Source organism: Exiguobacterium aestuarii (genome assembly GCF_020171655.1).
Lineage (GTDB): Bacteria > Bacillota > Bacilli > Exiguobacteriales > Exiguobacteriaceae > Exiguobacterium > Exiguobacterium aestuarii_A.
The window spans coordinates 380,745-403,861 of the sequence record NZ_JAIVAC010000001.1 but is presented as its reverse complement, the minus strand read 5'-3'; the positions used below and the strand labels follow the sequence as shown (position 1 = coordinate 403,861).

Sequence of the window (23,117 nt, the reverse complement as noted above, 5' to 3'; positions counted from 1 at the left end):
GAGCCGCAGCCCTCTTCATCTCGTGCGTTAATTCGATGGTGTCTCCAATTTCACTTTCAAGGAGGCGCCCGTTTTGACAGGTTTCCCTTTGCCAATCGATTGCGATGTGACAAATCCGGTACCATCGATTTCTAAATTTAATTGATAGAGCGTCGCTAGACGTTTCACATCACGTAACGACCACCCTTTTAATGTTGGCATCGTAAACGAATTACTCGTTTTTAGCAACAGTCGTTCACCGACGACATAAGATTGTCCCTTTACAGGACTTTGAGCCGTCACTTCATCCCCGTCACCTAAGACGATCGGATTGAACGAACTGTCAGTCGCCTCTTTTACGACATCTTCACGATTTTTACCAATATACGATGTCACCGTCTTTGTCGAGGCCTCAACCGCTTTTTCTTGCTTTTCAGGCTCGACACTCCGGTAACGTAACGCGACATCCATCACATCTTTGAAGAGTGGTGCCATGATGCGTGGACCCGTTGTTGACGAGTCACTGTTCGGACGATCGACCGCGATATACATGACGAGTTCCGGATCGTCTTCCGGTGCCATCCCGACGAATGAGTGAATGTACTGTCCGCTCAAATACTTTCCGTTCTCAGCGATTTGGGCAGTACCCGTCTTCCCGACCACTTGATAGTTATCTAACGCATACAATTGGCCTGTTCCCACATCGCTATTGACGACACCGTCAAGTGCTTCACGCGTCTTTTTCGCAGTCTCTGCAGTTATCGGTTGACCGACCTCTTTCGGATTCGTCGTCCGAATCGTTTCGCCCGTCTCGCTGTTGACAATCTTCTTAATGACGTGCGGTTGTTTCATGGTGCCGTCCGTTGCAATCGCAGATGTCGCCTGCAAGATTTGCATCGGTGTCACCGCGGTCGATTGTCCCCAAGCTGTGATCAAGACGTTCATCGGACTCTCAAAGTCGAATTGACTGTTTACCTCACCAGGTAAATCAATTCCGGTCCGTTGATCGAACTTGAACGCTTTGAAGTAATCTTCATAGCGACTGAGACCGAGTCGTTCGTTCGCTAAGATCGAGAACGCGACGTTCGACGAGTGCCAGACGCCTTCTACCATAGGAATGGTACCCCATCCGGTAATGTTGTAATCATTGAATACCGTCTTACCGTATTTGTATGATCCTGACTTGTACAACTCGTTCGGGTTATATACGCCCTCGTTGATTGCAGCCGCCAACGTGAAAATTTTCATCGTTGACCCTGGCTCAAAGCGAGACGAGACCGAGAAGTTACTGTATGAGGAAATCTCACGCGTATTCGGGTCGAAAGATGGACGGTCCGATAAGGCGATGATTTCCCCTGTTTTCGGATCCATGATGATGGCCGTCGCATTTTTCGGTTCATACTCCTCATATAACTCATTCATCTTCGTCTCGAGCAGCTGTTGAATCCGATGATCAATCGTCAGTTGCACATCAGCCCCGTCTTCTGGCTCGATTTTTAATTGTTCATCGCTCGAGACGAGCTCACGCCCCGCCAAATCTTTCTCAAATCGGTACAAGCCGTACGACTCACTTAAAATGTCGTTGAGCGATTTTTCGATTCCAAGTTCACCCACGAGCTCGATCCGACCGTTTTGGTCAATCTTTTGCGCATAGCCGATGACAGAAGATGCGAATACTTTATTCGGGTAGTAACGTTTCGGTTCTTCGACGAACGTGATACCCGGAAGTTCGAACGCTTCGATTTCTTCTTTTTGTTCAACGGTCAAATCACGCCCCGGAACCCCGAACTCGATTTGGCCGCGGTCGACATTTTGCTCAAGTCGCTTTAAGATGTCGGCCTCTGTCATCGGAAGCACGGTCGCGAGTTGTTTCGCGGCTTCTTCAAACTCGTTTGGCATGAGCGTCTTCCCTTCGACCCGCTCGCCACCAAGTTTTAACACGGCGACAAGTCGATACGATGGAATGTTGATGGCAATCGGTTGACCAAAACGGTCGTACACTTCGCCTCGTTCGGCTTCTAACGTACTGACTGCCTTCCACCGCTGCTCTTCAGCGAACGCCAACATATTCTCGCCTTTATATGTATGGGTGACAGACAAGTAAAGAAACCATCCGACAAAAAATAAAAAGAGCGGGGTGAAGCAGACAATCGCTACCCACGCCACTCTTTTTTTACTCTGTTGTAGAGAATTCATCAATCAATCACCTTGACGTTCTTCTCATTGAATTTCATTCCGAGCTTCTCGGCAATCGCGTAAATTCGTTCTGGCGAGCTTAGTTGGGCGATTTCATACTTTAGTTCTTCGTTTTCTTTTGCAACCCCATTTACCTGCTGGTTGACGGCTGCCGTATCACGCATAATGTTATACGCTTCGTTGTGTTTTGACACCGTGATGCCACCGAACATGACCACTGAACCAATCATCACTGGATACAGGATCGATTCAAACAAGGTCAACGTGCGTCGTTTTGGAGCAGGTATTGGTCGTTCTTGCGGAATCGGATTTCGATTCGGTGTAACTTGAGGCTGCAACGCCTTACGGGCAGCTTCTGGCATCAGGTATCCCTCCTACAAAGTGATTATTTTTGTTTTTCGGCCACTCTCAGTTTTGCCGAGCGTGAACGACGGTTATCTTCGAGTTCTCCTTCACTCGCCACGATTGGTTTGCGTGTGATCAATTTGAGTTCAGGTTCGAACTCTTTCGGAATGACCGGCAATCCTGGTGGTAACGGCGGGTGTTGGCTCCGTTCTTTAAACACTTGTTTACAAATTCGATCTTCTAATGAATGGAACGTAATGACACAGATGCGTCCGTTCACTGCGAGTAAATCAATCGCATCTTGAACGGCACGGTCGAATACGTTCAACTCGTCATTGACGGCGATTCGAATCGCTTGGAACGTTCGTTTCGCTGGATGACCGCCTTTGCGTCTTGCTGGTGCAGGAATCGCTTCTTTAATTAAGTCGACAAGCTCAAACGTCGTCTCAATCGGTTTATCGGCACGGGCTTGCTCAATCTTTCGTGCGATTTGTTTTGAAAACTTTTCCTCCCCGTATGTAAAGAAAATACGAGCAAGTTCTCCAAACGACCATTCATTCACAACATGATAAGCTGAAAACTCTCGCGAGCGATCCATTCTCATATCGAGCGGCGCGTCGTAGTTGTAACTGAATCCACGTTCTGCCTCATCAAGCTGTGGCGATGAAACGCCTAGGTCGAATAGTACGCCGTCCACTTTCGTCACGCCATGTTCGGCGAGTTCTTCTTTCAAGTGAACGAAGTTGCTCTTTATAAACGTCACACGGCCTTCATAAGGAGCCAATCGCTCTTTCGCGTGCGCGAGTGCGACGTCATCTTGGTCGAACGCATATAGTTGTCCCGTCGTTAAACGCTTTGCGATTTCTTCACTATGACCCGCTCCACCTAACGTACAGTCCACATATACCCCATCTGGTTTGATGTTCAATCCCTCAATGGACTCCATTTTTAAAACCGTTTCATGCTCAAACATTCAAAAAACCCTCTCAACCTACATATTTCAACTGTTTTATTACACTTACTTTATCATAAAAATGTCAAGGTCCGTACAGGTTTTTAGCGAAAAGAGGAAACAAAAAGGTAACAACAAAAAAAAGCTCCTGACAAATGTCAAGAGCTGTTCAAAAAAAGGTTATACCTTGAACAAACATCGCTCCGCTTCTGATTGCTCATAAGCGTGCTTCATCCGCTCAAAAACGTCGAGACCATGGCGATTCAACATTGGAACCATCGATAAAATACGCTCCTGAGGTGCATTCATCGGGAAGAGTCGAGTCGAAAGCTGAATGCGGCGTGCGTTCAGTCGATATTGATCACGTTTCGCCTCGGCACGCATCTCATCTGCCAACCGTTCGAGAACGTGCCTCGACTTCGACTCGAATCGTCTGCCGTGGCTACGGGCTTCCCGGCTGACCGCCTCCGTGAGTGTCCGATACGCATACAGCTTCGCTTCGAACGCCTCATCATCAAACGGATGATCAGGCAGTGGGTGTTTCATATATTCCTCAAGTGTGACGCCTTCTTGTCGTAATTTCTTTTCATCGTTACTCGAAACGATTAAACCACCGAGGCGTGGTAAAAGTAGCGGCATTTTCCATCCAATCTCGTGGAATAACGGACGGAGTTGCAGCCAGTAGGCGATTTCTCCAGGACCAGCGACGTAACCGAGCGTCGGAAACAAATAGTCTTGCATAAGCGGTCGAGAGACAACGTTGTTTGAAAAGCGTTCTGGGTGTGCCTCGATTTCATTGAGCAATTCGGTCTCCGTGAATCGATGTCCACGTTTTGTCGTGTATACCGAGTCGATTTTTGTGAGCAGCTCACGCGTCCCGTCATGGTAAAAAAGATGCGCCGCCTCTTTATTTAACTCGACGGATGGCATGCCGTCTTCAAAGGCATGTTCGAGCGCTTGTTGCAATGCGTCATGTTGCTCAATCAGTCGACGGAACATTGGACGTTCAAGTGCGCGTACGTCTCTCGCGTGCGGGTCAAACAACAAAAAGTCGTTCCCTACGAAACGGCGCATCATTCCTCCAAAGAATTGCGCGAACGAATGACTTCCTTGAATGAGTTCAATCAACTCCTGATACAGACGTAATGTATGAGGTGTCTCCGTCTCGTTCAACAACATCCGTTGCGCCATTTGTACCAGTTCAAGTTTCACTCGGTCGAACTCAAGCTCCCCTACAGAAGCTTTCCCTGCTAGCGGAAGCGTGGATAGTGCATCTTTTTTTAACGTTCTCGAAAACGTCTGGGTCGTGAAGACATGATTGATTTCCGCAAAGTCATGATCTTCCGTCGCCATCCAGAAAATCGGAAGGACCGGTTTGCCGAGCTTCGCTTCCGCCTCTTTCGCTCGTTTGATGACCGCTAGCAATTTATATACAGCGAATAGAGGACCTCCGTACACGCCGACTTGTTGCCCGGTCACCATGGCGTATGCTTCACGCTGTTCGAGCAAATCAAGATTCGCTGATAGACGTTCCGATAGTTCCCCGAACTGCCGTTGCTGCTGTTTTAAAATGTGGACGAGTTCATGGAGATGGTCGTATGAGCGTCCTGCAATCTCCGTTGCGCGCTTCTCGACTTCATCCATGCCTCGATAATCGAGCCAGCGCCCGTACCCTTCTTCAATTTGTATCATCGGGGATGTGGGTGCATATAGGGCATCAAATGCTTCTATCTTCACGTATAACAACTTCCTTTCAATCAATCAACGAATCATTTCTTGGGCCACGCCGATCGCAAACAAAATCGCATGCGTCGGGACTAGGAGTAAAAAGAGCAAGCGCCAGCCGTGGACGAACATCTTCGTGAACAACACTTCCTCATAACGAATCCGCTGCCAGATCGCATTGATCGGAAAGATGGCGCAACATACCGCAAGCAATAGAAGAAACACTTCCGTCCCGAAGATGGCCTCAAGTAAAACGCCGCATGCATAGAACCAGAGTACGACCCCGGCATCGCAGGCGAGTTTGAATGAGTTGATTGATTTCGGCATAATTTTTCTAAGTATCATATACACCATAAACCATAAGATGAGTGGAAATGAAACGATATACACTAGCACGATGCGCTCGCTCCTATAATCAGTTTATGTAGCAGGGGGATAACTGTAAGTGAAATCTTCATTTGTTCGGCTTTCTCAATCACTGGTTTTAGAATCGCATCCACTTCTGTCGGTCGTCCCTCTTCAAGATCACGCAACATAGAAGATCGATTCTCGGCAGTGCGTTCGATGATCGACTCGATATAAGCATACGAGACACGCTTTGAAAATAGCGGCGTTAGTTCCTCGTAGATGGAATGCGCAATCTCACGATATGGCGCGTTTGCGAGCGCACCATTCGTAACACGGCATAGTGCTGTGATGGGATTGATGATCGCATTCGCAAATAGCTTTTCGATCACGACTTGTTCGATGTCTTCTTCCCAGATGACCTGAAGTGGACTATCTTGAAGTGTGATTGGAAGGAGACCTGTCATGCTCCCGATTCGAATACGCCCGAGTCCACGATGCTCGATGGTGTTTCCTTGTTTCGTCACCCCGTGTTCGACGACACCTAAATGAAAACCATGTTGTTTCGCATAATCCAGATGGGCAATCCCGTTCGAGCAAATGAAGACCGGAACTGCTCCAGAGAGTCGTGCCGTCGCCTGTTCGACTTGATGGGCTTTCGTCGTGACAAAAAAGAGATCTTGGTCAGTTTCTTCTAATGTGGCACTAGATTGTAGCGATACATATGCTGACCCACTCGTCAAACCTGTCCGTGTGATTAAAATCTTTTCAGGTGATCCGCTTCGTCCGTATACCGTCACCTCATAATCATCAGCGAGCAAGGATGCCATCAATAGTCCGACCGCCCCGTTCCCGATGATGCCAATCCGTTTGATGGAGTTCATACATGCTTTCCTCCTGAATAGAACTATTTTCGCACAAAAAGTTTACCACATCTTCTTGCCATGACCCAAAAATGACAAACAAAAAAAGAAGTGACCTGATATCAGATCACTTCTTCTCGCATTATTTGCTTGTTACTTCTTTACCGTTGTAATGTCCGCAAGATTTGCAAACACGGTGTGAAAGTTTCATTTCGCCACAGTTCGGGCACTCGTTCATACCAGGTACGTTGAGTTTGAAGTGAGTACGACGAAGACGTTTGCGAGTTTTCGACGTTCTACGGAATGGTACTGCCATCGTTGTCCACCTCCTTGAAAAGTTAACCTTCCTCGTTCTCTTTTTTCGAGAACAGGTCGGCCAGTCCCGCGAATCGCGGGTCAATTTTTGGTTGGGCATCCGGCTGTTCGTCAGTGAGCGTCCAGCCTTCCCCTTCAACCTGAGTTTTGTCTGTTTCGTTCCCATAAACTTGCATCGGGACGTCTAACATGATGAGCTCTTTTACAATCGGTACAAGACTGATTGTATTTCCTTCTGGCAAATTCACGTCATCGAATTGCTCCGTATAACGCCCATTCTCCAAAAAGAAAGGCTCGAGCGATTCAATATCAAATTCATAAGTGACGTCTTCTAACGTTCGCGCATCTGGCAACGTCAGATCACCTTGAATCTTCAGATTGAATGTAACTTGATTAGATGTGAACGATGCATCCCCGTGCACATGCACCGGGCGAATCGAACGGATATCCGGATGGAGCTGAGTCAGCTCTGGTAGTTCTACCATCTCATCGATCGTAAAACCGTCACCCTGGTTTCGGAGCTTAAGTAGCTGTGCAATAGACCATTTCATCCGAATCACCTCAATTGCAACAATATGAATTATAGATAGGCCAACTTGTTTTGTCAATGTTTTTTCTTTACACTAAAATCAGTTGACGACGGCGCTTTGCCAAAGCGTACTTACTCATCTTACACCAATCCATACGACAATGCAAAGGAGTAAATCATGCAAAAGACGGCCATTATCGCAGAGTACAATCCGTTTCACAACGGACACTATTATCAAGCGCAAACCGCACGTCAAGAAACCGGGGCTGATGCCATAATTGCCATCATGAGTGCCCAGTTCACTCAACGAGGAGAACCAGCCTCATTCGATAAGTGGAAACGGGCAAGAGCGGCCGTCGAGAGCGGGGCAATCGACCTCGTCGTCGAACTACCGACCAAGTATGGGGTACAACGGGCGGACCGCTTCGCCATGTCTGCCGTCTCAATCGCCGAACAACTCCGATGCCAAACGCTATCGTTCGGAAGCGAAAGCGGAGATGTCGACGCCATTCTTCATGCAGCGCAGTCAAATGTCGAAGAGACATCTCTATATAAAGAGGCACTCCACCAAGCACTACAAGAGGGTCATTCGTCGGCGCAAGCTTCAAGTCGGGCTTTCCGTACCGTCTATCCGTCGTTTGATTTGACACGCCCTAACAATATTTTGGCGTATCATTACGCCAAAGCAGCAAAGACGATTCAGTTACATACGGTGAAGCGTCTCGGGGCAGATTATCACGACACCTCACTCACAGACGTCATGTCGGCCACCGGCATCCGGGCCCATTACCTAGAAACGGGTGAAGTTCGTGCCGTTCCTGCATCGACAGAAGCGATGTTCCAGTCGCAATCGATGACGCATTGGGAACTGTTTTGGCCCGTCTTACAATACAAACTCCGCACGTTGCCGCTCCATACGTTGAGCGAGCTCGTCGGCATCGACACATCCCTCGCACCTCGCCTGAAACGAGCCGGATTCGAAACATCGTTTGAACATGCCCTCACATCCGTTTCGACACGTCGCTATACACGCACATCGATTCAACGAGCGTTCGTGTCCATTCTTCTGCACTGGTTAAAAGAAGAAGCACCGACTCGCTTTGATGATGTTCCCTACGTGAGACCGCTCGCGTTTAATGACATCGGTCGTGTGGCATTACGGGATGTGAAACAAGAATTGCCGCTCATCGGTAAATACGATGAACGGCTCGATTTTGAAGCGCGTGTCACTGAGGCGTATCGACTGCCGCTTCATAACGACACATTGATTGAATACCGCCAGCGACCTCAGTTCATCTCTTCTAAATAACGGATTGCATCTTCTACCTTCTTGACAGGGACGACTTCTATGTCACTGTCGAGACGGTCGCGCGATTCAAGCGCTTCCTCATAATTTGAACCGGCCGGGACGAAAAAGACTTCGGCCCCTTCCTCGTCCGCTGCGACAATCTTTTGCCACGCGCCTCCGATTGGTCCGACATTTCCTTCCTCATCGACGGTTCCCGTGCCAGCGATTCGCTTTCCGTTCGCCAAATCGCCCGGTGTCAACTGGTCATAAATTTCTAACGTGAACATCAATCCTGCGGACGGTCCCCCGACATTCGTCAAAGCGACATCGACTTTAGGGTCTGCTGTGATCTCCTGGACAGGAAGTGGCTCATAAATACCAATCCCGACGCGGTCACCACTCTGGTCAATCGGTTGAATAAGCGTCTGCACGACACGCTCCTCCCCGTCTCGCTCGATTGTCAGCTCGACTTCATCACCGGCATCCGATTCCATCACCCGATTTAAAAAGTCCATACGTGTCGCAAATGACATGCCGTTGATTGCCGTAATGACATCACCCGGCTTTAAGACGTTGGCTGCGAGAGAGCCCGGAATCGGCGCAGAGACGTAAATTCCTTCAAAATCGACCGTCACTTCTTCGTCAGCGAGCTCATAAGCATATTGGATTGCCGCTTGTTGAGAAGAGTCCATCAAAAGTTGTTGACGTCTGTCGTAGTCCGCCTCGCTTTCTCCATCGTATAAATAACGACTAGATAAATTGGCTTCTGTGAACGGTGTGACCCAACTCTCCACTAACCAAAATGGTGTCGCTCTCCGTTGCGAGATGGTCACCATCATCAGTTCCCCTTCATCCTTTTCGCCACCTTCTACGGTCAAGAATTCTTCAATCGACGTCGCCGCACCAGGTGAAGAAATGTAATAAGGGAGCGGAACGAAGAGAAATAGAAGAACGGTGACGAGCAGACCAAGCCCGATTTTTAGTGATTTCATTGTCCAGAACTCACTTGATACTTTTTACGTAACGCGACTTCGACTTGCTCTGGGACGAGTTCATTAACTGATGCACCATATTTCGCTACTTCTTTCACGATAGATGAGCTAAGGAATGAGTATTGACTGTTCGTCATCATAAACAATGTTTCCACGTTCTCATTCAATTTCTTGTTGATTGATGCGATTTGAAGTTCATATTCAAAATCAGATACGGCCCGCAGTCCACGTACAATCGTTGCCGCTTCTCGCTCGGCGGCATATTCGACGAGAAGTCCACCGAACGCGTCAGCCGACACGTTCGGAAGATGTGTCGTCACCTCTCGGATGAGTCCTAATCGTTCTTCCACATCAAATAGTGGGGCCTTGCTGGAATTTTCAAGGACGGCGACAATGACTTCGTCAAAGATGGCCGCCGCTCGTTCGATAATGTCTAAATGTCCATTTGTGATCGGGTCAAAGCTCCCCGGGCAAATCGCAATCCGCTTCATTTGTTTCACTCCTCAATCGATGCATACTCATAAAAGCTGATGGTGATCACCTCTGAGTATCGCTGTTCTTTAATTCGTTCAAGTCGTCCGATACGTTCCGGCAATGTCACGTCACTCCCGTGTTCACAGACGATGACGCCAACATCGATCAACATGTCAGCTTCATCAATCAATCGTAAGAAAGCCTCGTGCTCTTCCGCATGATACGGGGGATCCATAAAGATCAGCTTAAACTGTTCCTTCTGTGCGCGAAGCTGTTCGAGCACCGCCTTGGCGTCTTGACGATACACGTTCGCCTTCTTTTCGTAGTGGGTCGCCCGCAAGTTTTCTTGAATCGTTTGCACGGCTTTCGGTTGACGGTCGACAAACACCGCTTCGTCACACCCTCTCGACAACGCCTCGATGCCAAGTCCACCACTGCCCGCATAGAGGTCTAACGCTTTCCCACCAGAAAAATAGGGTCCAATGATGTTGAATAACGATTCCTTTACTTTATCTGTTGTCGGCCGCGTAGCCGTTCCTGGGACCGCCTTTAAACGGGTCCCTTTTCGTTCTCCAGATATGACACGCATGTCTTTCCCTCCAGCAGAAAAGATGAAGGTGATGCCACCTTCATCTTTTTGTTTATTTCGATTTTGTCTCGTACGTTTCGGAAATGAATGGACGCTCGCTCCGAACGACCGCTTCCACGAACGGCAATGCCTTTACTTGTTCGAGTACAGCTTCATGACCTTCGAGGTCTGTATAAAGAAACGCATACTTCTCTCGTTTTGAGACAAAGTACAGATTCGCATAACGTCTTAACGCTTTCACTTGTTTCAAGGAATTCACGTATACGACGAAACCGATCCGTTCATTCAACTTAGACGGCGCATCCACAACTTCCGCCTCCTCCGCAACTGCCACCACCGGAACATCCACCTTCGTCAAAGAATGGATTACCAGTCGGGACCTTGATTTTAGGAGAGACTGAATGTGCTAATAGTTCACTCACTTCCCCTAACAACTTATCCAAGCTTCGTTCTGCTTTTTTGAACGCAGCAATTTCCGGCTGAACGTCAAGACGACGTTTGATGAGATGCATCTCTTTTTTGATGCGATCGTGGTCCGGATGGTGCTTCCCGAACCGCTGGACGTACTCATAGTCCTCTTTCATCTTTAGGAACTCGCGCTCGATTTCCTTCGCTTCTTGTGATGCGAGACGTGCCGCTTTCGTTTGAATATATGTTTGAAACGATTCGCTTGCTTCAATCAAATCGGTCAATTCTTCAGTTTGATCGAGCAGGGCAATCGTCTGTTCAGTGATTATCATACCCCTCACCCTTTCTGCCATGATTTTACCACAATTGTTTCCCTATGTAAGCAATCCACACTATAATTGAAGTTGACCGCAAGGCGTTCAATGTAGAAAGGAAGTGAATAGACGTACCCAGTGCGTCTGTATATGAAAAAAGTTTCTTTTAATATGATTCGATCAGCCGGAATCAAGACGGATTATGCGAAGCCTGAATATTATTATGATCAACTCGATAAAGTACGCGAAGCTGACCTCGTTTTGTTCCCCGAGTACTGGATGGTCAACTCCATCATTTACGGAATGAACAAAGCCATTTTCCCATCTCCGGCGACATATCATCTCGGGCACGACAAAATCGAGATGACACGTGCCTTCAAAGCGACCTATCCTCATCGTATTCCGAAGACGCTCATCTATGGAAAAAACCCTTACACAATCGAACGTGTTTTGGAAGAGTTCCAATACCCGTTCGTCGCCAAAAAAGCCAAATCTTCAATGGGCCAAGGGGTTTGGCTGATCAAGAATGACCAAGACTGGTTAGAATATGTCGAGAACCATGATACGTTTTATGTCCAAGAGTTCATCCCGAATGATCGTGACTTACGAGTCATCATCATTGGTGAAGAAGTTGTCGGTGCCTATTGGCGCGTCAGCGAGGCATTTTTGAACAATGTCGCCCAAGGAGCTAACTTCTCTTACGAAGACATTCCCGAATACGTCGTCAAAGAAGTTCAAACGATTGCCAATACGTTACACATCAACCACGCGGCGTTTGACGTCATCGTGACAGAAGACGGATTTTATATTTTGGAGTTCAACGTCTTTTTCGGTTCGGAAGGACTACTCCCACTCGGGGTAAAACTTCCTCAAAAAATCGAGGAATATCTAACTACACTAAGCTAATCAATCGTTCATCTTTTTTTCACAATTTGAACACACGTTATTCCAAGAACGTTTTTGAATATGGTATGATGACATATGAGGTTTATTCGAAAAGGGGGATTATGATGAAATTTGAGCAGTTCCACATCGAGGGAAAAGAAATCCGTTTTGGTTTGCTCGAGACGATCATGGATCATCATCATTTCATCCGTGAAGGTGCTTGGGATTACGAGCGTGCCACGTATGATATGAAATATGAGAAACAATCGACTGGCGAAACATTCTATCTTCGCTTACCTGTATACGCAATCGAAGGTCAAATCGAGGATCGTCACGCTGTAGTCAAAATGCTCACACCGATTTTAGGAAAGCATTATTACCCACACGGCGTTGAATACGATGAAGTCTTCCCAGAAGAAATCGTCCGTGACTGCGAACGTCGCCTAAAGGCACTTGCAGAAACACTAGAAGTCAAACCCCTTGCATAAGCAAAGGGGTTTCTTTTTAGGCTATATCGGAGGTTCACAGCCTTGAAGAATTCAATCTATCTTGAAAAAGAGAGTAAGCGCTTATGCATCGGAGCATCACGCATCCAGTTAAAAATGATTCATCTTCCTGATTCAATTCATGAATTGGAACAAATGATTTTTTCTGAATCAATCCAGACTCTTTATATCTCAACTTATCAAATGAAAGATAGAGATCTATTAGAGCCTCAAGCAATGAGTGATATCCGAACTCAATGGAGCGAGTCATTCAGGACACACATCGTACTTTCCAATGAAGCAGATTTAGATGACTTTGAAAATGGATATTGCTTCTTCGCAGAACTTTTTCATGATCCACAAAAAAATAGGATATTAATCCTTTATCAAGCTCACTAAAAAATACGATGATAAAACAAAGCCCACAGAAGACGATTCGTCTCTGTGGGCTTATATTAGTTGGTCGCAATGATGGTCAACGTCACATCGACCTGACCGAGCAATAAATCAAATTGGTCTCGAACGTAGCGATACAATCGCTCCGCCTCGACGAGTGGTAAAGATGCAATGATTCGATAATCATAATGGTCTTTCGATTGAGATACGACTTTCACTTCTTTTAAGCCGAACTCAATGGCGCTACATGCGATCAAATCTTCAATCGCCCGTTCTGCAATCGTCACGTCTCCGTATGAATAGTCATTCCCAATCACAGCCATCGTATCGTTCATGGTGATCACTCCTTTTCATTCGCGAGTACTTTAACGTCCTCCATGATAGATTCGATATCAACGGGTTCATCCCCTGCTGTCGCCATCTGAGCGACGGCACGAACATCATGATGACGGTCGATGACGTACATCGTCGTCGCATGCGTCACGAGCCCGCTGTTCGCCTTCGAATAATAAAATTGCAGCTGTCGTGTGATTCGATCGATGTCGACCTGATCTCCCGTCAACATCTTCCATCCGTTTGGCTCCGCCTGGAACGCTTCCCCATAGTTTTTGAGTACGGGGACCGTGTCCACTTTCGGGTCGACCGTGATGGCGACGAGCTCTACGTCTGAACCATATAGATTCTCTGCCTTCAACTCTTTCTCAAGCTTCATAAAATCACGTAGCGTGAGCGGACAAATATCAGGGCAGTTCGTATAAAAGAATGTGACAATTTTTACTTTTCCATTATCGGAATTGTATGTTTCTTCATTCAATGCGTTCGTCAATGTGAACGGGGTTGGCTCTTGGATGACCGGCAAGTCGTCTTGGTTGAAGAATACAAAATACACGGCTACTCCGATGACAACGAGCGTCAGGACGGTCAAACCGACCGTCATATAGCTATTCCGTTTCATACAACTCTCCCTCTCTATGGATCATCCTCCGATTATCGCGCGGAATACGTTCGTCGTTTCACCCGGGTCATATGCCACATAGAGAAGAATATAAACCGTCACACCTGTGATCGCTGTGAAGAACCAAATCACTGATGCTTTCGGTCCGATTTTACGGTGTTTCTCAATCTTGTTTTTATAACCGAGATACAAGGTGATCAATCCAAGGACACCACCTGTAGTCGCGAGTAGGATATGGAAGATCATAAAGCCGAGATAGAACGGTTTGACAGAATCCGGTCCGCCGAATGCCGTATTCCCGACGAAAATCGTGCGTGAGACGTAAAGGATAAAGAATGTCGTCGCTGCAATCGCGGCCGCCGTCATCACTTTCTTATGTTTTTCGATGTTGCTACGGTCTTTTGCGATGATCACCCATCCGATGGCGACAAGAATCGCACTGATGACGATGAATGACACACTAATTAAGGCAAGATAGTTCATCAATGTTTCCCCTTTTGTTCTGTTTAATTTTTCTCGTTTGTTTCTTGCGGAGTGAAAGACATGCCTTCATCGAGCGCAAGAGATTTCGTACGGCGTACCCAACCGAAGAACGTCCAGCCGAAAAAGAAGCCGTAAACGATCTCTTGACCGAGTTTCATCAAAACGCCACCGAATCGTTGATCTTCGAGGGCACTGTTCGTCGCTCCCATGAGCGCCTCTAAGTTAATCCCCGACACGTCCCCATTCGGTAGACAATATCCAAGTACCCTAGCGAACGTCTCCGGGTCCGTATACGCGTTATATAGCGTCGTTTGACTGAAGATGATGAGCGCACAGGCTGGTGTTAACAACACTCCATTGGCGATGATATACACCATTCGTTTTAAGTCGGACATGCCTTCCTCTTCGTCCGTAACGAGCGGAACGATGACCGGGTACCACATCGTCAAACTAAAGACGACTAAAGCACCGTGGAAGATGCGGTGTACGCCATAGTTCGTCAAGACATAGTCAAATACGACCGGCATGTGATAAATCGAGAACAATGCGTTGAATAAAATGAGCGCGATGAGTGGCTTTGTTAAAAACTTAAACGTTGGCCCAATGAATTTAAAGCTAAGTACTTTTTCAAACACCCAGTACGGTAGACCATAAACGACGAGTGCGGGTGCCAAAATATAGACGAGCACCATTTGGAACATATGCACCGATAAAATGATATGTGCCAACACATCGATTGGACTTCCGAAACCGATATAATACAAGACAATCGCAAACAACATACTAAACTTTTGTAATAACGTGGTCGAGGCATATCCTCGCTTCGCCATTCTCTCTGTCACGACGGCGTATAACACATAAATCCCGACCATGAGCAATCCGAACAGCGGACTCCATAACGTGAGCCAATCAAATTGATTGAGCAGCTCCGACGTATTCCAGAGCATCCGTTCACCCCTTTTCTTTCTCTCCCTAACCTTTGAAACCGTTCACTTCAAGATTACTATTCATTCATTTTTGAAGTAAAGGAAAAAGGACCGAATCATCCGTGTTTCCACAGATGTTCAATCCTTTGTCACAATTACCAAATGAGTAAGCGTAGTGCCGCGACCGTGATGATGGCGACGAAGATGCCTAACCACATCATACCGACGATCCATGTGTTCCCACGGTTATTCATATGCATAAAAATATACAACTGTAGGAAGACTTGAATGACCGCCAAGATGATTAAGAAACCACCTGCTGCCCAGACTGGCATCAGTTCCGCATAAACGGCACCGAATGCCACGAACGTGAGTAAAATCATCATGGCGAAGCTGATCAACTGAAGTTGATACTCGCGCTTCGATTCTGCTTTTACTTCAAGCTCTAATTGTTTGTGCGATTCGTTCATTGCTCGTTTTTCCATATTAGTTCACCATCCCTAAGAGGTAGACGATTGAGAAGATGAAGACCCAAACAACATCGATGAAGTGCCAGTAAAGACTTGATACATAAAACTTCGGTGCGTTGTACACATCGATCGGACGGTTCCAGTTGCGAATCAAGAGTGTCGTGATCCAAAGGAGACCGAACGTAACGTGCGCGCCGTGGAAGCCGACCAACGTGTAGAAGGCTGAACCGAATGCGCTCGACGTGAACGTGTGACCGATGTGGTAGTAGTGAATGAACTCGTAAATCTCAGCACCAAGGAATCCTGCACCAAGAAGGAGCGTCACAATCAACCAAAGCTTCATACGCCCTGGATTGTTTGCTTTCATACTCATCATCGCAAGTACACTTGTCAGTGAACTTGTGAGGAGGAGCATCGTCATGATGAAGACGAGCTCCATTTCAAAAATGTTATACGAGCGTAACTCCTCTGGCGCACCAGAGTTCAAGAGACCAACGTACGTTCCAAAGAGCGAGGCGAAGAGGACTGTCTCTCCACCAAGGAAGAACCAGAAGGCCACATATTTATTTTTCCCTTCCAGCGTTGCTTTCTCTGGATTGGCCGGGATACCGGTCACTGGGTGTTTTTCAACTGCATGTGCCATTTATTGTTCTCCTTTCTCACGAATCGCTTTCAAGTCTGCTTCGACTTGTGACTTCGGAATGTAGTAGCCGTGATCGTCAATCCAAGAACGTAGGAACATCGAGACGAACGTCATCGCTAATCCAAATCCAATCAATGACCAACCGACGACTGCGTTATCCAAGTGGAAGATTGCTCCAAGTCCTGCGATAAAGAGGCCGAGTGACATGAAGAACGGAATGAGCGAGTTGTTCGGCATGTGGATGTCCGAAACTTCTTCAGCGACTGACACGCGTTTGTTTCCTGCCATTTTCTCGAGCCAGAACGTATCAAGTCCTTTAACGAGTGGCGTTTGTGCAAAGTTGTACTCTGGAGTCGGAACAGGAAGTGTCCACTCAAGCGTACGTCCGTCTCCCCAGTGATCTGGTTTGACGCGTTCTTTTGACAAGAATGCTTTCACGACAGCGATGAGCAAGACAATCGTTGACACACCCATGAAGAATGCACCGATTGTCGAAAGCATGTTGAGTGTATCCCAACCTTGACCATCGAGGTATGTGAAGACTCGACGTGGCATACCGAACAATCCGAGGAAGTGTTGCGGGAAGAACGTCAAGTGGAACCCGATAAAGAACAACCAGAACTGCCAGTATCCAAGCTTTTCAGAAAGGGCTTTTCCGAACATGAGTGGGAACCAGTAGTAAAGACCTGCGAAGAGACCGTATACAACCCCACCTACGATAACGTAGTGGAAGTGAGCGACAACAAAGTAGCTGTCGTGGTACTGGTAGTCAGCTGGTGCAACTGAAAGCATAACCCCTGTCATCCCACCAACGAGGAATGAAGGAATGAACGCGACTGAGTAAAGCATCGCCACGTTGAATTTAATTTGACCGCCCCACAGAGTGAAGAGCCAGTTAAAGATTTTAACACCGGTCGGTACGGCGATCGCCATCGTCGCAACAGCGAAGATTGAGTTCGCAACTGGACCGAGACCGACTGTGAACATGTGGTGAACCCAAACCATGAATCCAAGGAAACCGATAAGCATTGTCGCGAAGACCATCGTCGTGTAACCGAAGAGGCGTTTACGCGCAAATGTAGGAATGATTTCCGAGAAAATACCGAATGCCGGTAAGATCAAAATGTATACTTCCGGGTGACCGAAGATCCAGAAAAGGTGTTCCCAGATGACAACGTTCCCACCAAGTGCTGGGTCGAAGTATGCGGCTCCAAAGAGTCGCTCGAACATCAACATGAACAATCCGACCGTAAGTGGCGGGAATGCGAAGACGATCAATGCCGATGCAACGAAAGTCGTCCATGTGAAGAGCGGCATGCGCATGAGCTTCATACCTGGCGCACGCATGTTCAAGATGGTGACGAGGAAGTTAATCCCGGCCATCAATGAACCGAAACCTGAAATCTGAAGACCGAGGGCGTAGAAGTCTACCCCTGTTGCTTCCGGTTGTGTCGAAAGTGGAGCGTAAGCTGTCCACCCTGCGTTCGGTGCTGCTCCGAAGAACCAGCTCAAGTTAAGCATGACTCCACCGAAGAAGAACAACCAAAAACCTAATGAGTTAATGAATGGGAACGCGACGTCGCGTGCCCCGATTTGAAGTGGTACGACGGCGTTCATGAAACCGAATAGCATCGGCATCGCCGCTAGGAAGATCATCGTCGTCCCGTGCATCGTAATTAATTGGTTAAACGTTTCACCGCTGACGAAATCGTTCATTGGTTTAACAAGTTGCCAACGAATCAGTAATGCTTCAATTCCACCGAGAAGGAGGAAGAAGATTCCTGAGAACAAATACAAAATACCGATTTTTTTGTGGTCAACCGTCGTAATCCAATCCATGATGCCATTGTATTTACGCGATTGCTGCATTGCAGTGGTCTGTGCCACGTGAAATCCCCCTTTTCCCGTTAGTCAATCTTCTGCTCATACAAGAAGTCAACGAGTGCGTCTAATTCTTCGTTGCTGATTTGACCTTCATTGAAACCTGGCATGAGAGCCCCTTGTTTCTTATCTTGCGGGTTACGAATCCACTCTTTCAAGTTGTCCTCGTTGTTTTCGAGGTAACCTGCGAGCCATTCGCGATCGCCGAAGTTCGTTAAACTTGGTGCAACTTTACCGCCGCCGTGACAGCTCAAGCAGCTTTGAACATACACTTCTTCACCTGTCGTCAAGTTCGTGTTGTCTGCGACGAGTTTCTCACCGTTCTCGTCTTGCTTGGCTTTCATGTCAGCGAGCCATTGATCATATTCTTCTTGCTCGAGCGCGATGACTTTAAAGTCCATAAGGGCATGTGACGGACCGCAAAGCTCTGCACATTTCCCGTAGTAAGTACCTGGTTCATTTGCATGTAACCACATTTCGTTATCAAGTCCTGGGTTCGTATCTGTTTTACCAGATAAAGCTGGTACCCAGAATGAGTGAATGACATCTTTTGATGTCAAGTTGATGCCGACTCGTTTTCCAACTGGGATGACGAGTTCTTGACCTGTCACAACACCTGCTTCTGGATATTCAAATTCCCACCAGTACAAGTTTGCTGTAACGTTGATTTCTTCTTCTTTTTTCGCTTCTTTCGCTTTCGCGAGTTCAACAGTCGTTGTGATTGTCGGAACAGCGAGAATGATGAGAAGGATAATCGGAACGACTGTCCAAATCATCTCAAGTGTACTGCTACCTTCAACTTGCTTCGGAATCGATTCATCTTTCCGACGGAACTTCATGAGCACGTACACGTAAATGACCGATACGATGATGAGTACGAAGAGCATGATCGCCAAACTGATGAGAATGATGCGGAGCTGAAGCTCAGCGCCTTCTCCCATCGGCTTCAATGCAGACAATCCCTCTTGACCGCAACCTGACAACAGGACTGCGAACATCATCATCGGGACGATGCCAAACAGAAGCTTCTTAAATGATTTCACAACAATCCCCACTTTCTCCCAAAATGATGTGTAATGGTTTTCTATATAGTGAGTGCGATCACCAGAGTGCTGTCAAAATCAGCGCGATAATCCACACGACTAAATAAATTAATGAATAGAAGAACATTTTGTTTGCCCACTTAATTTCGTCCTCGGCATTGAATCCTTTCAATCCGAGATACAACCAGTAGCCCCCTAAACCGGCTGCGACTGTCAAGTAAACAAGACCATAGTGCATAAATAAGAGCGATGCCGGAATCAGCGTCGCAATCCACCAGATGATTTGCCGTTTTGTGATGGCAAATCCGTTCACGACCGGAAGCATCGGAATGCCTGCCGCTCGATACTCTTCTGTGCGTCGCATAGCGAGCGCTAGGAAGTGAGGTGGTTGCCATAAGAACATGACAAGAAACATGAGCCACGCATCGATATGAAGTGCTGGGTCGAGCGCTGCCCAACCGATGAGCGGTGGAACGGCTCCTGAAATACTACCGACGACCGTATTGAGCGTACTCGTACGCTTCAGCCACATCGTATAAATCACGACATAAAAAAATGCCCCGATTAAACCGAATACAGCGGCGACGTACGATACAAGGAGCAATAACAGAGTTCCTAACGCAAGTTGTGTCAATCCGAGGAGTAAAATCTTCTCCCCTGAAATCTTGCCGTTTACACTCGGTCGATTGTCCGTACGATCCATTAAGTAATCGATATCTCGGTCCACAAAGTTGTTTAGGTAACAACTCCCCGAAATCACGAGTGCGCTTCCTAACATCGTTAATAAGAGCTGTGGCCAAACTTCAAACAAATAAAGGACTGGCGTATCGCTCTGATACGTCGCTGCCACGAAGAAACCTGCAAACACCAACATCAAGTTGGCACGAACGATTCCCATTTTCGCTAAGGCGACGTAATCTCGGAATGACGTTGACTCTGTATATTCTACATCTACAGTCATTCCTGGGTTGACTTTTGTCATACTGACCCCCCCACATAATCACGAAATCCTCGCATTCTCTTCACAGAAAAAACACAATATGAACAAAATACACTTAACTCTCTACAAAGATACCATATTTTTTTATAAAATACGCCCTTTATGCTTGTAAAATAGCGAGTTTTTTGTGTCAATAGTGTGATATTTGTCACACCTTATGTGCCTTACTAATATTAGAATAACGTTTTTGATAACGATTGCAAGCTTTTCCATTTCGTTTTTTGAACGGAAAGCCGTATAATAAGTATGGCGAAAAAAATATAAATAAACAAGGTACATTTTTAACGGATTTTGATTAGAAGCAGGTGGTATTGCATGCATAAAAAACTCGCGTTTTTCTCAGGGTTTGTCACCCTCGGAATGATGCTTGTCCTCATCATGGGTGGAACCGTGACGAAGACAGACTCAGGGGATGGTTGTGGAACAGACTGGCCACTCTGTCACGGTAAGTTGATTCCGACCAATCCAAGTGTTGAGACGATGATCGAGTACAGTCACCGCGTCGTCTCGGGAATCGAAGGTCTCTTGATCATCGCACTCGCCATTTGGACGTTCATCGCGGTCAAACATCGTGTCGATGTAAAAATCTTTGCGTTTCTTGCATTTATCTTTATGCTCATCCAATCGATCATCGGAGCAGGGGCGGTTATTTGGCAACAATCAGATGCCATCTTGGCCCTTCACTTCGGGATTTCTCTCGTCTCGTTTGCATCGCTACTCATTTTGACGATTCTATTATTCGAAGGTGACCGAGAGCATAAAGTCGTATCGAGACGGTTGAGATCTCATCTTTACGGTCTTTCGATTTACACGATGATCGTCGTGTACACAGGAGCCTATGTCCGTCACCTCGGTGCTACATACGCTTGTGTCGGTTGGCCGATTTGTGAACAAGAAGTATGGACGTTTGAGTCTTATGTTCAAATGGGTCACCGTGTGATGGCTGGACTACTTGTCTTGTACACATTGTATGTCCTCTATCTTGCTCGAAAAGAGATGAATCGATTAATCGAACGCGGCATGATGGCGTCCCTTTTCTTCATTCTTCTTCAAGTCGGGACTGGCGCATGGATCGTACTCGGCGGGCATGCCACATATGTGCCGCTCCTCCATGCATTCTTGATCACTTGTTACTTCGGCATCCTGTCCTATCTCGCTTACCACGCGTACCGTTCGACGGACCGACAAAGTGATTCACAATTAAAAGACATGAACGGATAAGTAAGTAAAAAAGCGCCGCGGCGCTTTTTTGTTTACAATTCTTTAAATCGTTCGAGGGCACGCTCTCGCGCTTCTTTATGGTCGACGAGCGGCATCGCATAATTGTCTCGCTCTGACGGGTTCGGAAAATGAATCGATTTGTCTGTCACATGTTTCAGCTCCGGCACATACTTCCGGATGAACGTCCCATCTGGGTCGAACCGTTCAGATTGCGTCGTCGGATTGAAGATACGGAAATACGGAACCGCGTCCGTCCCGACCGAGGCGGCCCATTGCCAACCCCCGATATTTGAAGAGGGCTCGTAATCAATCAACTTTCGTTCAAAATACCGTTCCCCTTTCCGCCAATCTAGAAGAAGGTGTTTCGTCAAGAAAGATGCGACAATCATGCGTAGACGGTTGTGCATCCATCCGGTCTCGTTCAATTGACGCATCGCCGCATCGACGATTGGATAACCCGTCTCCCCGTTACACCACTTTTCGAACTGTTCCTCATCATCTTCCCATTCGAGCGATTTGTATTTGTCATTGAACGGTTGATCTTTCAACCCTTTGAACTTCGCCATCACCATATAATAAAATTCGCGCCACAACAGTTCGTCGTAATACGTGTCGCGTCCTTTAGATTTTCTGGCGGCCAGCACCTGCTCGGCGATCGTACGAATCGATAATACACCGGTCCGTAAGTATGGGGATAATCGGCTCGTCCCGGCAATACTCGGGATGTCACGCTTTTCATCATAATCGACCATCCGATCATTGACGAAACGCGTCAACCGTTTCTTCGCCTCGGTCTCCCCTAACCCTTTCCACTCTCGCTCACAGCGTTTGAACAAGTCTTTCAGTTCACTCGGCTGCTCGTTTTTCGAGCTGATGAAATCTGTTAAACGATTGATATCGACATCGTACGGTTTCGGCGGTTGCTCAGCATAAGCCGCTTTTTTGAACGGGGTGAACACTTTATACGGATCTCCACTCTTCGTACTGAACGCATCGGGATGAAACAGATGCCGGTCAAGGAGTCGGACGACTTTGACTTCTTCACCAAGTGCCTCGATGACACGGTCGTCTCGCTGTTTGAACGGTTCCACATACTCCGCATTGAAATATAGCACATCCATCTCCCCGAGCTGTTCTACGAAATTCTTCTCCGTTTCCGCAACAAGCACTCGAAGCCCCAACCCTTTTGTTTCCAAATCATCCATAAACGTTCGCATCGTCGAGAAGAAATAATCGTGACGGACTTCGAACGGATCACAGTATTTCGGGTTTAGCCAAAAGACGAAAGCGAGGTCATCCCCCTCTTCCATATCGTTCAGCGCACGGTGAAGCATATGATTATCGGTCAATCTAAAATCAGATCTAAACCAACATACTCGTTTCATCATTTCCACTCCCATCTACAAAAAAAGAAG

Annotated in this window: 28 protein-coding genes; 5 read left to right on the top strand and 23 right to left on the bottom strand. The window is 47.0% G+C overall.

Annotated features, from left to right (window positions below):
* Positions 1-27: 27 nt before the first annotated feature.
* The 8 genes from LCM29_RS02100 to LCM29_RS02065 all read right to left on the bottom strand — a co-directional run bounded on the left by LCM29_RS02100 (position 28) and on the right by LCM29_RS02065 (position 7,271).
* The gene (locus LCM29_RS02100; RefSeq protein ID WP_214819591.1) at positions 28-2,175 is read right to left on the bottom strand and encodes a penicillin-binding protein; all 2,148 of its coding nucleotides are present in this window, start codon (positions 2,173-2,175) and stop codon (positions 28-30) included.
* A complete protein-coding gene (gene ftsL, locus LCM29_RS02095; protein ID WP_214691757.1) occupies positions 2,175-2,537 on the bottom strand; it encodes a cell division protein FtsL in 363 nt (120 codons plus the stop codon). Before ftsL ends, LCM29_RS02100 begins: the two co-directional genes overlap by 1 nt.
* 23 nt (positions 2,538-2,560) lie before the next feature.
* Positions 2,561-3,493, bottom strand: coding sequence for a 16S rRNA (cytosine(1402)-N(4))-methyltransferase RsmH (gene rsmH, locus LCM29_RS02090; RefSeq protein ID WP_214783915.1), 933 nt, complete (start codon positions 3,491-3,493; stop codon positions 2,561-2,563).
* 159 nt (positions 3,494-3,652) lie between these two features.
* The gene (gene bshC / locus LCM29_RS02085) at positions 3,653-5,209 is read right to left on the bottom strand and encodes a bacillithiol biosynthesis cysteine-adding enzyme BshC (RefSeq protein ID WP_224860599.1); all 1,557 of its coding nucleotides are present in this window, start codon (positions 5,207-5,209) and stop codon (positions 3,653-3,655) included.
* A gap of 24 nt (positions 5,210-5,233) precedes the next feature.
* Entirely contained in the window at positions 5,234-5,593 is a 360-nt protein-coding gene (locus LCM29_RS02080) for a DUF3397 domain-containing protein (protein WP_214783918.1), read from the bottom strand.
* Complete coding sequence (locus LCM29_RS02075; RefSeq protein WP_224860597.1) at positions 5,587-6,426, bottom strand: 2-dehydropantoate 2-reductase; 840 nt, start codon at positions 6,424-6,426, stop codon at positions 5,587-5,589. Before LCM29_RS02075 ends, LCM29_RS02080 begins: the two co-directional genes overlap by 7 nt.
* Before the next feature lie 121 nt (positions 6,427-6,547).
* Entirely contained in the window at positions 6,548-6,721 is a 174-nt protein-coding gene (gene rpmF / locus LCM29_RS02070; protein ID WP_015881300.1) for a 50S ribosomal protein L32, read from the bottom strand.
* A 22-nt stretch (positions 6,722-6,743) separates the two neighbouring features.
* Positions 6,744-7,271, bottom strand: a complete 528-nt coding sequence (locus LCM29_RS02065; protein ID WP_074034907.1) for a YceD family protein — start codon at positions 7,269-7,271, stop codon at positions 6,744-6,746.
* 156 nt (positions 7,272-7,427) lie between these two features.
* Between LCM29_RS02065 and LCM29_RS02060 the strand changes: the two genes are divergently transcribed.
* Positions 7,428-8,558 carry a nucleotidyltransferase family protein gene (locus tag LCM29_RS02060; RefSeq protein WP_224860594.1) on the top strand — a complete coding sequence of 377 codons (1,131 nt, stop codon included), beginning with the start codon at positions 7,428-7,430 and terminating at the stop codon, positions 8,556-8,558.
* Here LCM29_RS02060 and LCM29_RS02055 read toward each other — a convergent pair.
* From LCM29_RS02055 to LCM29_RS02035, 5 genes are read right to left on the bottom strand one after another with little or no spacing between them, the layout of a single operon-like run.
* Positions 8,537-9,529, bottom strand: coding sequence for a SepM family pheromone-processing serine protease (locus LCM29_RS02055; RefSeq protein WP_224860592.1), 993 nt, complete (start codon positions 9,527-9,529; stop codon positions 8,537-8,539). The genes LCM29_RS02060 and LCM29_RS02055 overlap by 22 nt on opposite strands.
* Positions 9,526-10,020 carry a pantetheine-phosphate adenylyltransferase gene (coaD, locus tag LCM29_RS02050; protein WP_074034918.1) on the bottom strand — a complete coding sequence of 165 codons (495 nt, stop codon included), beginning with the start codon at positions 10,018-10,020 and terminating at the stop codon, positions 9,526-9,528. Before coaD ends, LCM29_RS02055 begins: the two co-directional genes overlap by 4 nt.
* 5 nt (positions 10,021-10,025) lie before the next feature.
* The gene (gene rsmD, locus LCM29_RS02045) at positions 10,026-10,592 is read right to left on the bottom strand and encodes a 16S rRNA (guanine(966)-N(2))-methyltransferase RsmD (protein ID WP_214691750.1); all 567 of its coding nucleotides are present in this window, start codon (positions 10,590-10,592) and stop codon (positions 10,026-10,028) included.
* Positions 10,593-10,644: 52 nt separating this feature from the next.
* The gene (locus tag LCM29_RS02040) at positions 10,645-10,899 is read right to left on the bottom strand and encodes a YlbG family protein (protein WP_143406649.1); all 255 of its coding nucleotides are present in this window, start codon (positions 10,897-10,899) and stop codon (positions 10,645-10,647) included.
* Positions 10,883-11,332 (bottom strand): YlbF family regulator, encoded by a 450-nt coding sequence (locus tag LCM29_RS02035; protein WP_015881293.1) that lies wholly within the window; start codon positions 11,330-11,332, stop codon positions 10,883-10,885. Before LCM29_RS02035 ends, LCM29_RS02040 begins: the two co-directional genes overlap by 17 nt.
* 153 nt (positions 11,333-11,485) lie before the next feature.
* Between LCM29_RS02035 and LCM29_RS02030 the strand changes: the two genes are divergently transcribed.
* The 3 genes from LCM29_RS02030 (at position 11,486) to LCM29_RS02020 (ending at position 13,083) form a co-directional block, all read left to right on the top strand.
* Entirely contained in the window at positions 11,486-12,220 is a 735-nt protein-coding gene (locus tag LCM29_RS02030) for an ATP-grasp domain-containing protein (RefSeq protein WP_224860590.1), read from the top strand.
* A gap of 104 nt (positions 12,221-12,324) precedes the next feature.
* On the top strand, positions 12,325-12,687 hold the full coding sequence (locus LCM29_RS02025) for a YugN family protein (protein WP_015881291.1): 363 nt from the start codon (positions 12,325-12,327) through the stop codon (positions 12,685-12,687).
* 42 nt (positions 12,688-12,729) lie between these two features.
* Complete coding sequence (locus LCM29_RS02020; RefSeq protein WP_224860588.1) at positions 12,730-13,083, top strand: hypothetical protein; 354 nt, start codon at positions 12,730-12,732, stop codon at positions 13,081-13,083.
* Positions 13,084-13,139: 56 nt separating this feature from the next.
* Here LCM29_RS02020 and LCM29_RS02015 read toward each other — a convergent pair whose 3' ends face one another.
* From LCM29_RS02015 to cyoE, 9 genes are all read right to left on the bottom strand, one after another.
* A complete protein-coding gene (locus tag LCM29_RS02015) occupies positions 13,140-13,415 on the bottom strand; it encodes a hypothetical protein (protein WP_074034927.1) in 276 nt (91 codons plus the stop codon).
* A gap of 5 nt (positions 13,416-13,420) precedes the next feature.
* Entirely contained in the window at positions 13,421-14,035 is a 615-nt protein-coding gene (locus LCM29_RS02010) for an SCO family protein (RefSeq protein WP_074034929.1), read from the bottom strand.
* A gap of 21 nt (positions 14,036-14,056) precedes the next feature.
* On the bottom strand, positions 14,057-14,518 hold the full coding sequence (locus tag LCM29_RS02005) for a DUF420 domain-containing protein (RefSeq protein ID WP_214691745.1): 462 nt from the start codon (positions 14,516-14,518) through the stop codon (positions 14,057-14,059).
* Positions 14,519-14,541: 23 nt separating this feature from the next.
* Positions 14,542-15,465 (bottom strand): cytochrome c oxidase assembly protein, encoded by a 924-nt coding sequence (locus LCM29_RS02000; RefSeq protein ID WP_214691744.1) that lies wholly within the window; start codon positions 15,463-15,465, stop codon positions 14,542-14,544.
* A 134-nt stretch (positions 15,466-15,599) separates the two neighbouring features.
* A complete protein-coding gene (locus LCM29_RS01995) occupies positions 15,600-15,929 on the bottom strand; it encodes a cytochrome C oxidase subunit IV family protein (RefSeq protein ID WP_214691743.1) in 330 nt (109 codons plus the stop codon).
* Between the two features lies 1 nt (position 15,930).
* Complete coding sequence (locus LCM29_RS01990; RefSeq protein ID WP_214875353.1) at positions 15,931-16,557, bottom strand: cytochrome (ubi)quinol oxidase subunit III; 627 nt, start codon at positions 16,555-16,557, stop codon at positions 15,931-15,933.
* Entirely contained in the window at positions 16,558-18,426 is a 1,869-nt protein-coding gene (ctaD, locus tag LCM29_RS01985) for a cytochrome c oxidase subunit I (RefSeq protein ID WP_224862726.1), read from the bottom strand.
* 38 nt (positions 18,427-18,464) lie between these two features.
* The gene (gene coxB, locus LCM29_RS01980; protein ID WP_074035327.1) at positions 18,465-19,442 is read right to left on the bottom strand and encodes a cytochrome c oxidase subunit II; all 978 of its coding nucleotides are present in this window, start codon (positions 19,440-19,442) and stop codon (positions 18,465-18,467) included.
* A gap of 97 nt (positions 19,443-19,539) precedes the next feature.
* Positions 19,540-20,463, bottom strand: coding sequence for a heme o synthase (cyoE, locus tag LCM29_RS01975; RefSeq protein WP_224860586.1), 924 nt, complete (start codon positions 20,461-20,463; stop codon positions 19,540-19,542).
* A 333-nt stretch (positions 20,464-20,796) separates the two neighbouring features.
* Here cyoE and LCM29_RS01970 point away from each other — a divergent pair, with 333 nt between their 5' ends.
* Positions 20,797-21,702, top strand: coding sequence for a COX15/CtaA family protein (locus LCM29_RS01970; RefSeq protein WP_214783952.1), 906 nt, complete (start codon positions 20,797-20,799; stop codon positions 21,700-21,702).
* 32 nt (positions 21,703-21,734) lie between these two features.
* On the opposite strand, the gene LCM29_RS01965 is transcribed toward LCM29_RS01970, so the two are convergent.
* Positions 21,735-23,087, bottom strand: coding sequence for a cryptochrome/photolyase family protein (locus LCM29_RS01965; RefSeq protein WP_224860584.1), 1,353 nt, complete (start codon positions 23,085-23,087; stop codon positions 21,735-21,737).
* Positions 23,088-23,117 lie beyond the last annotated feature (30 nt).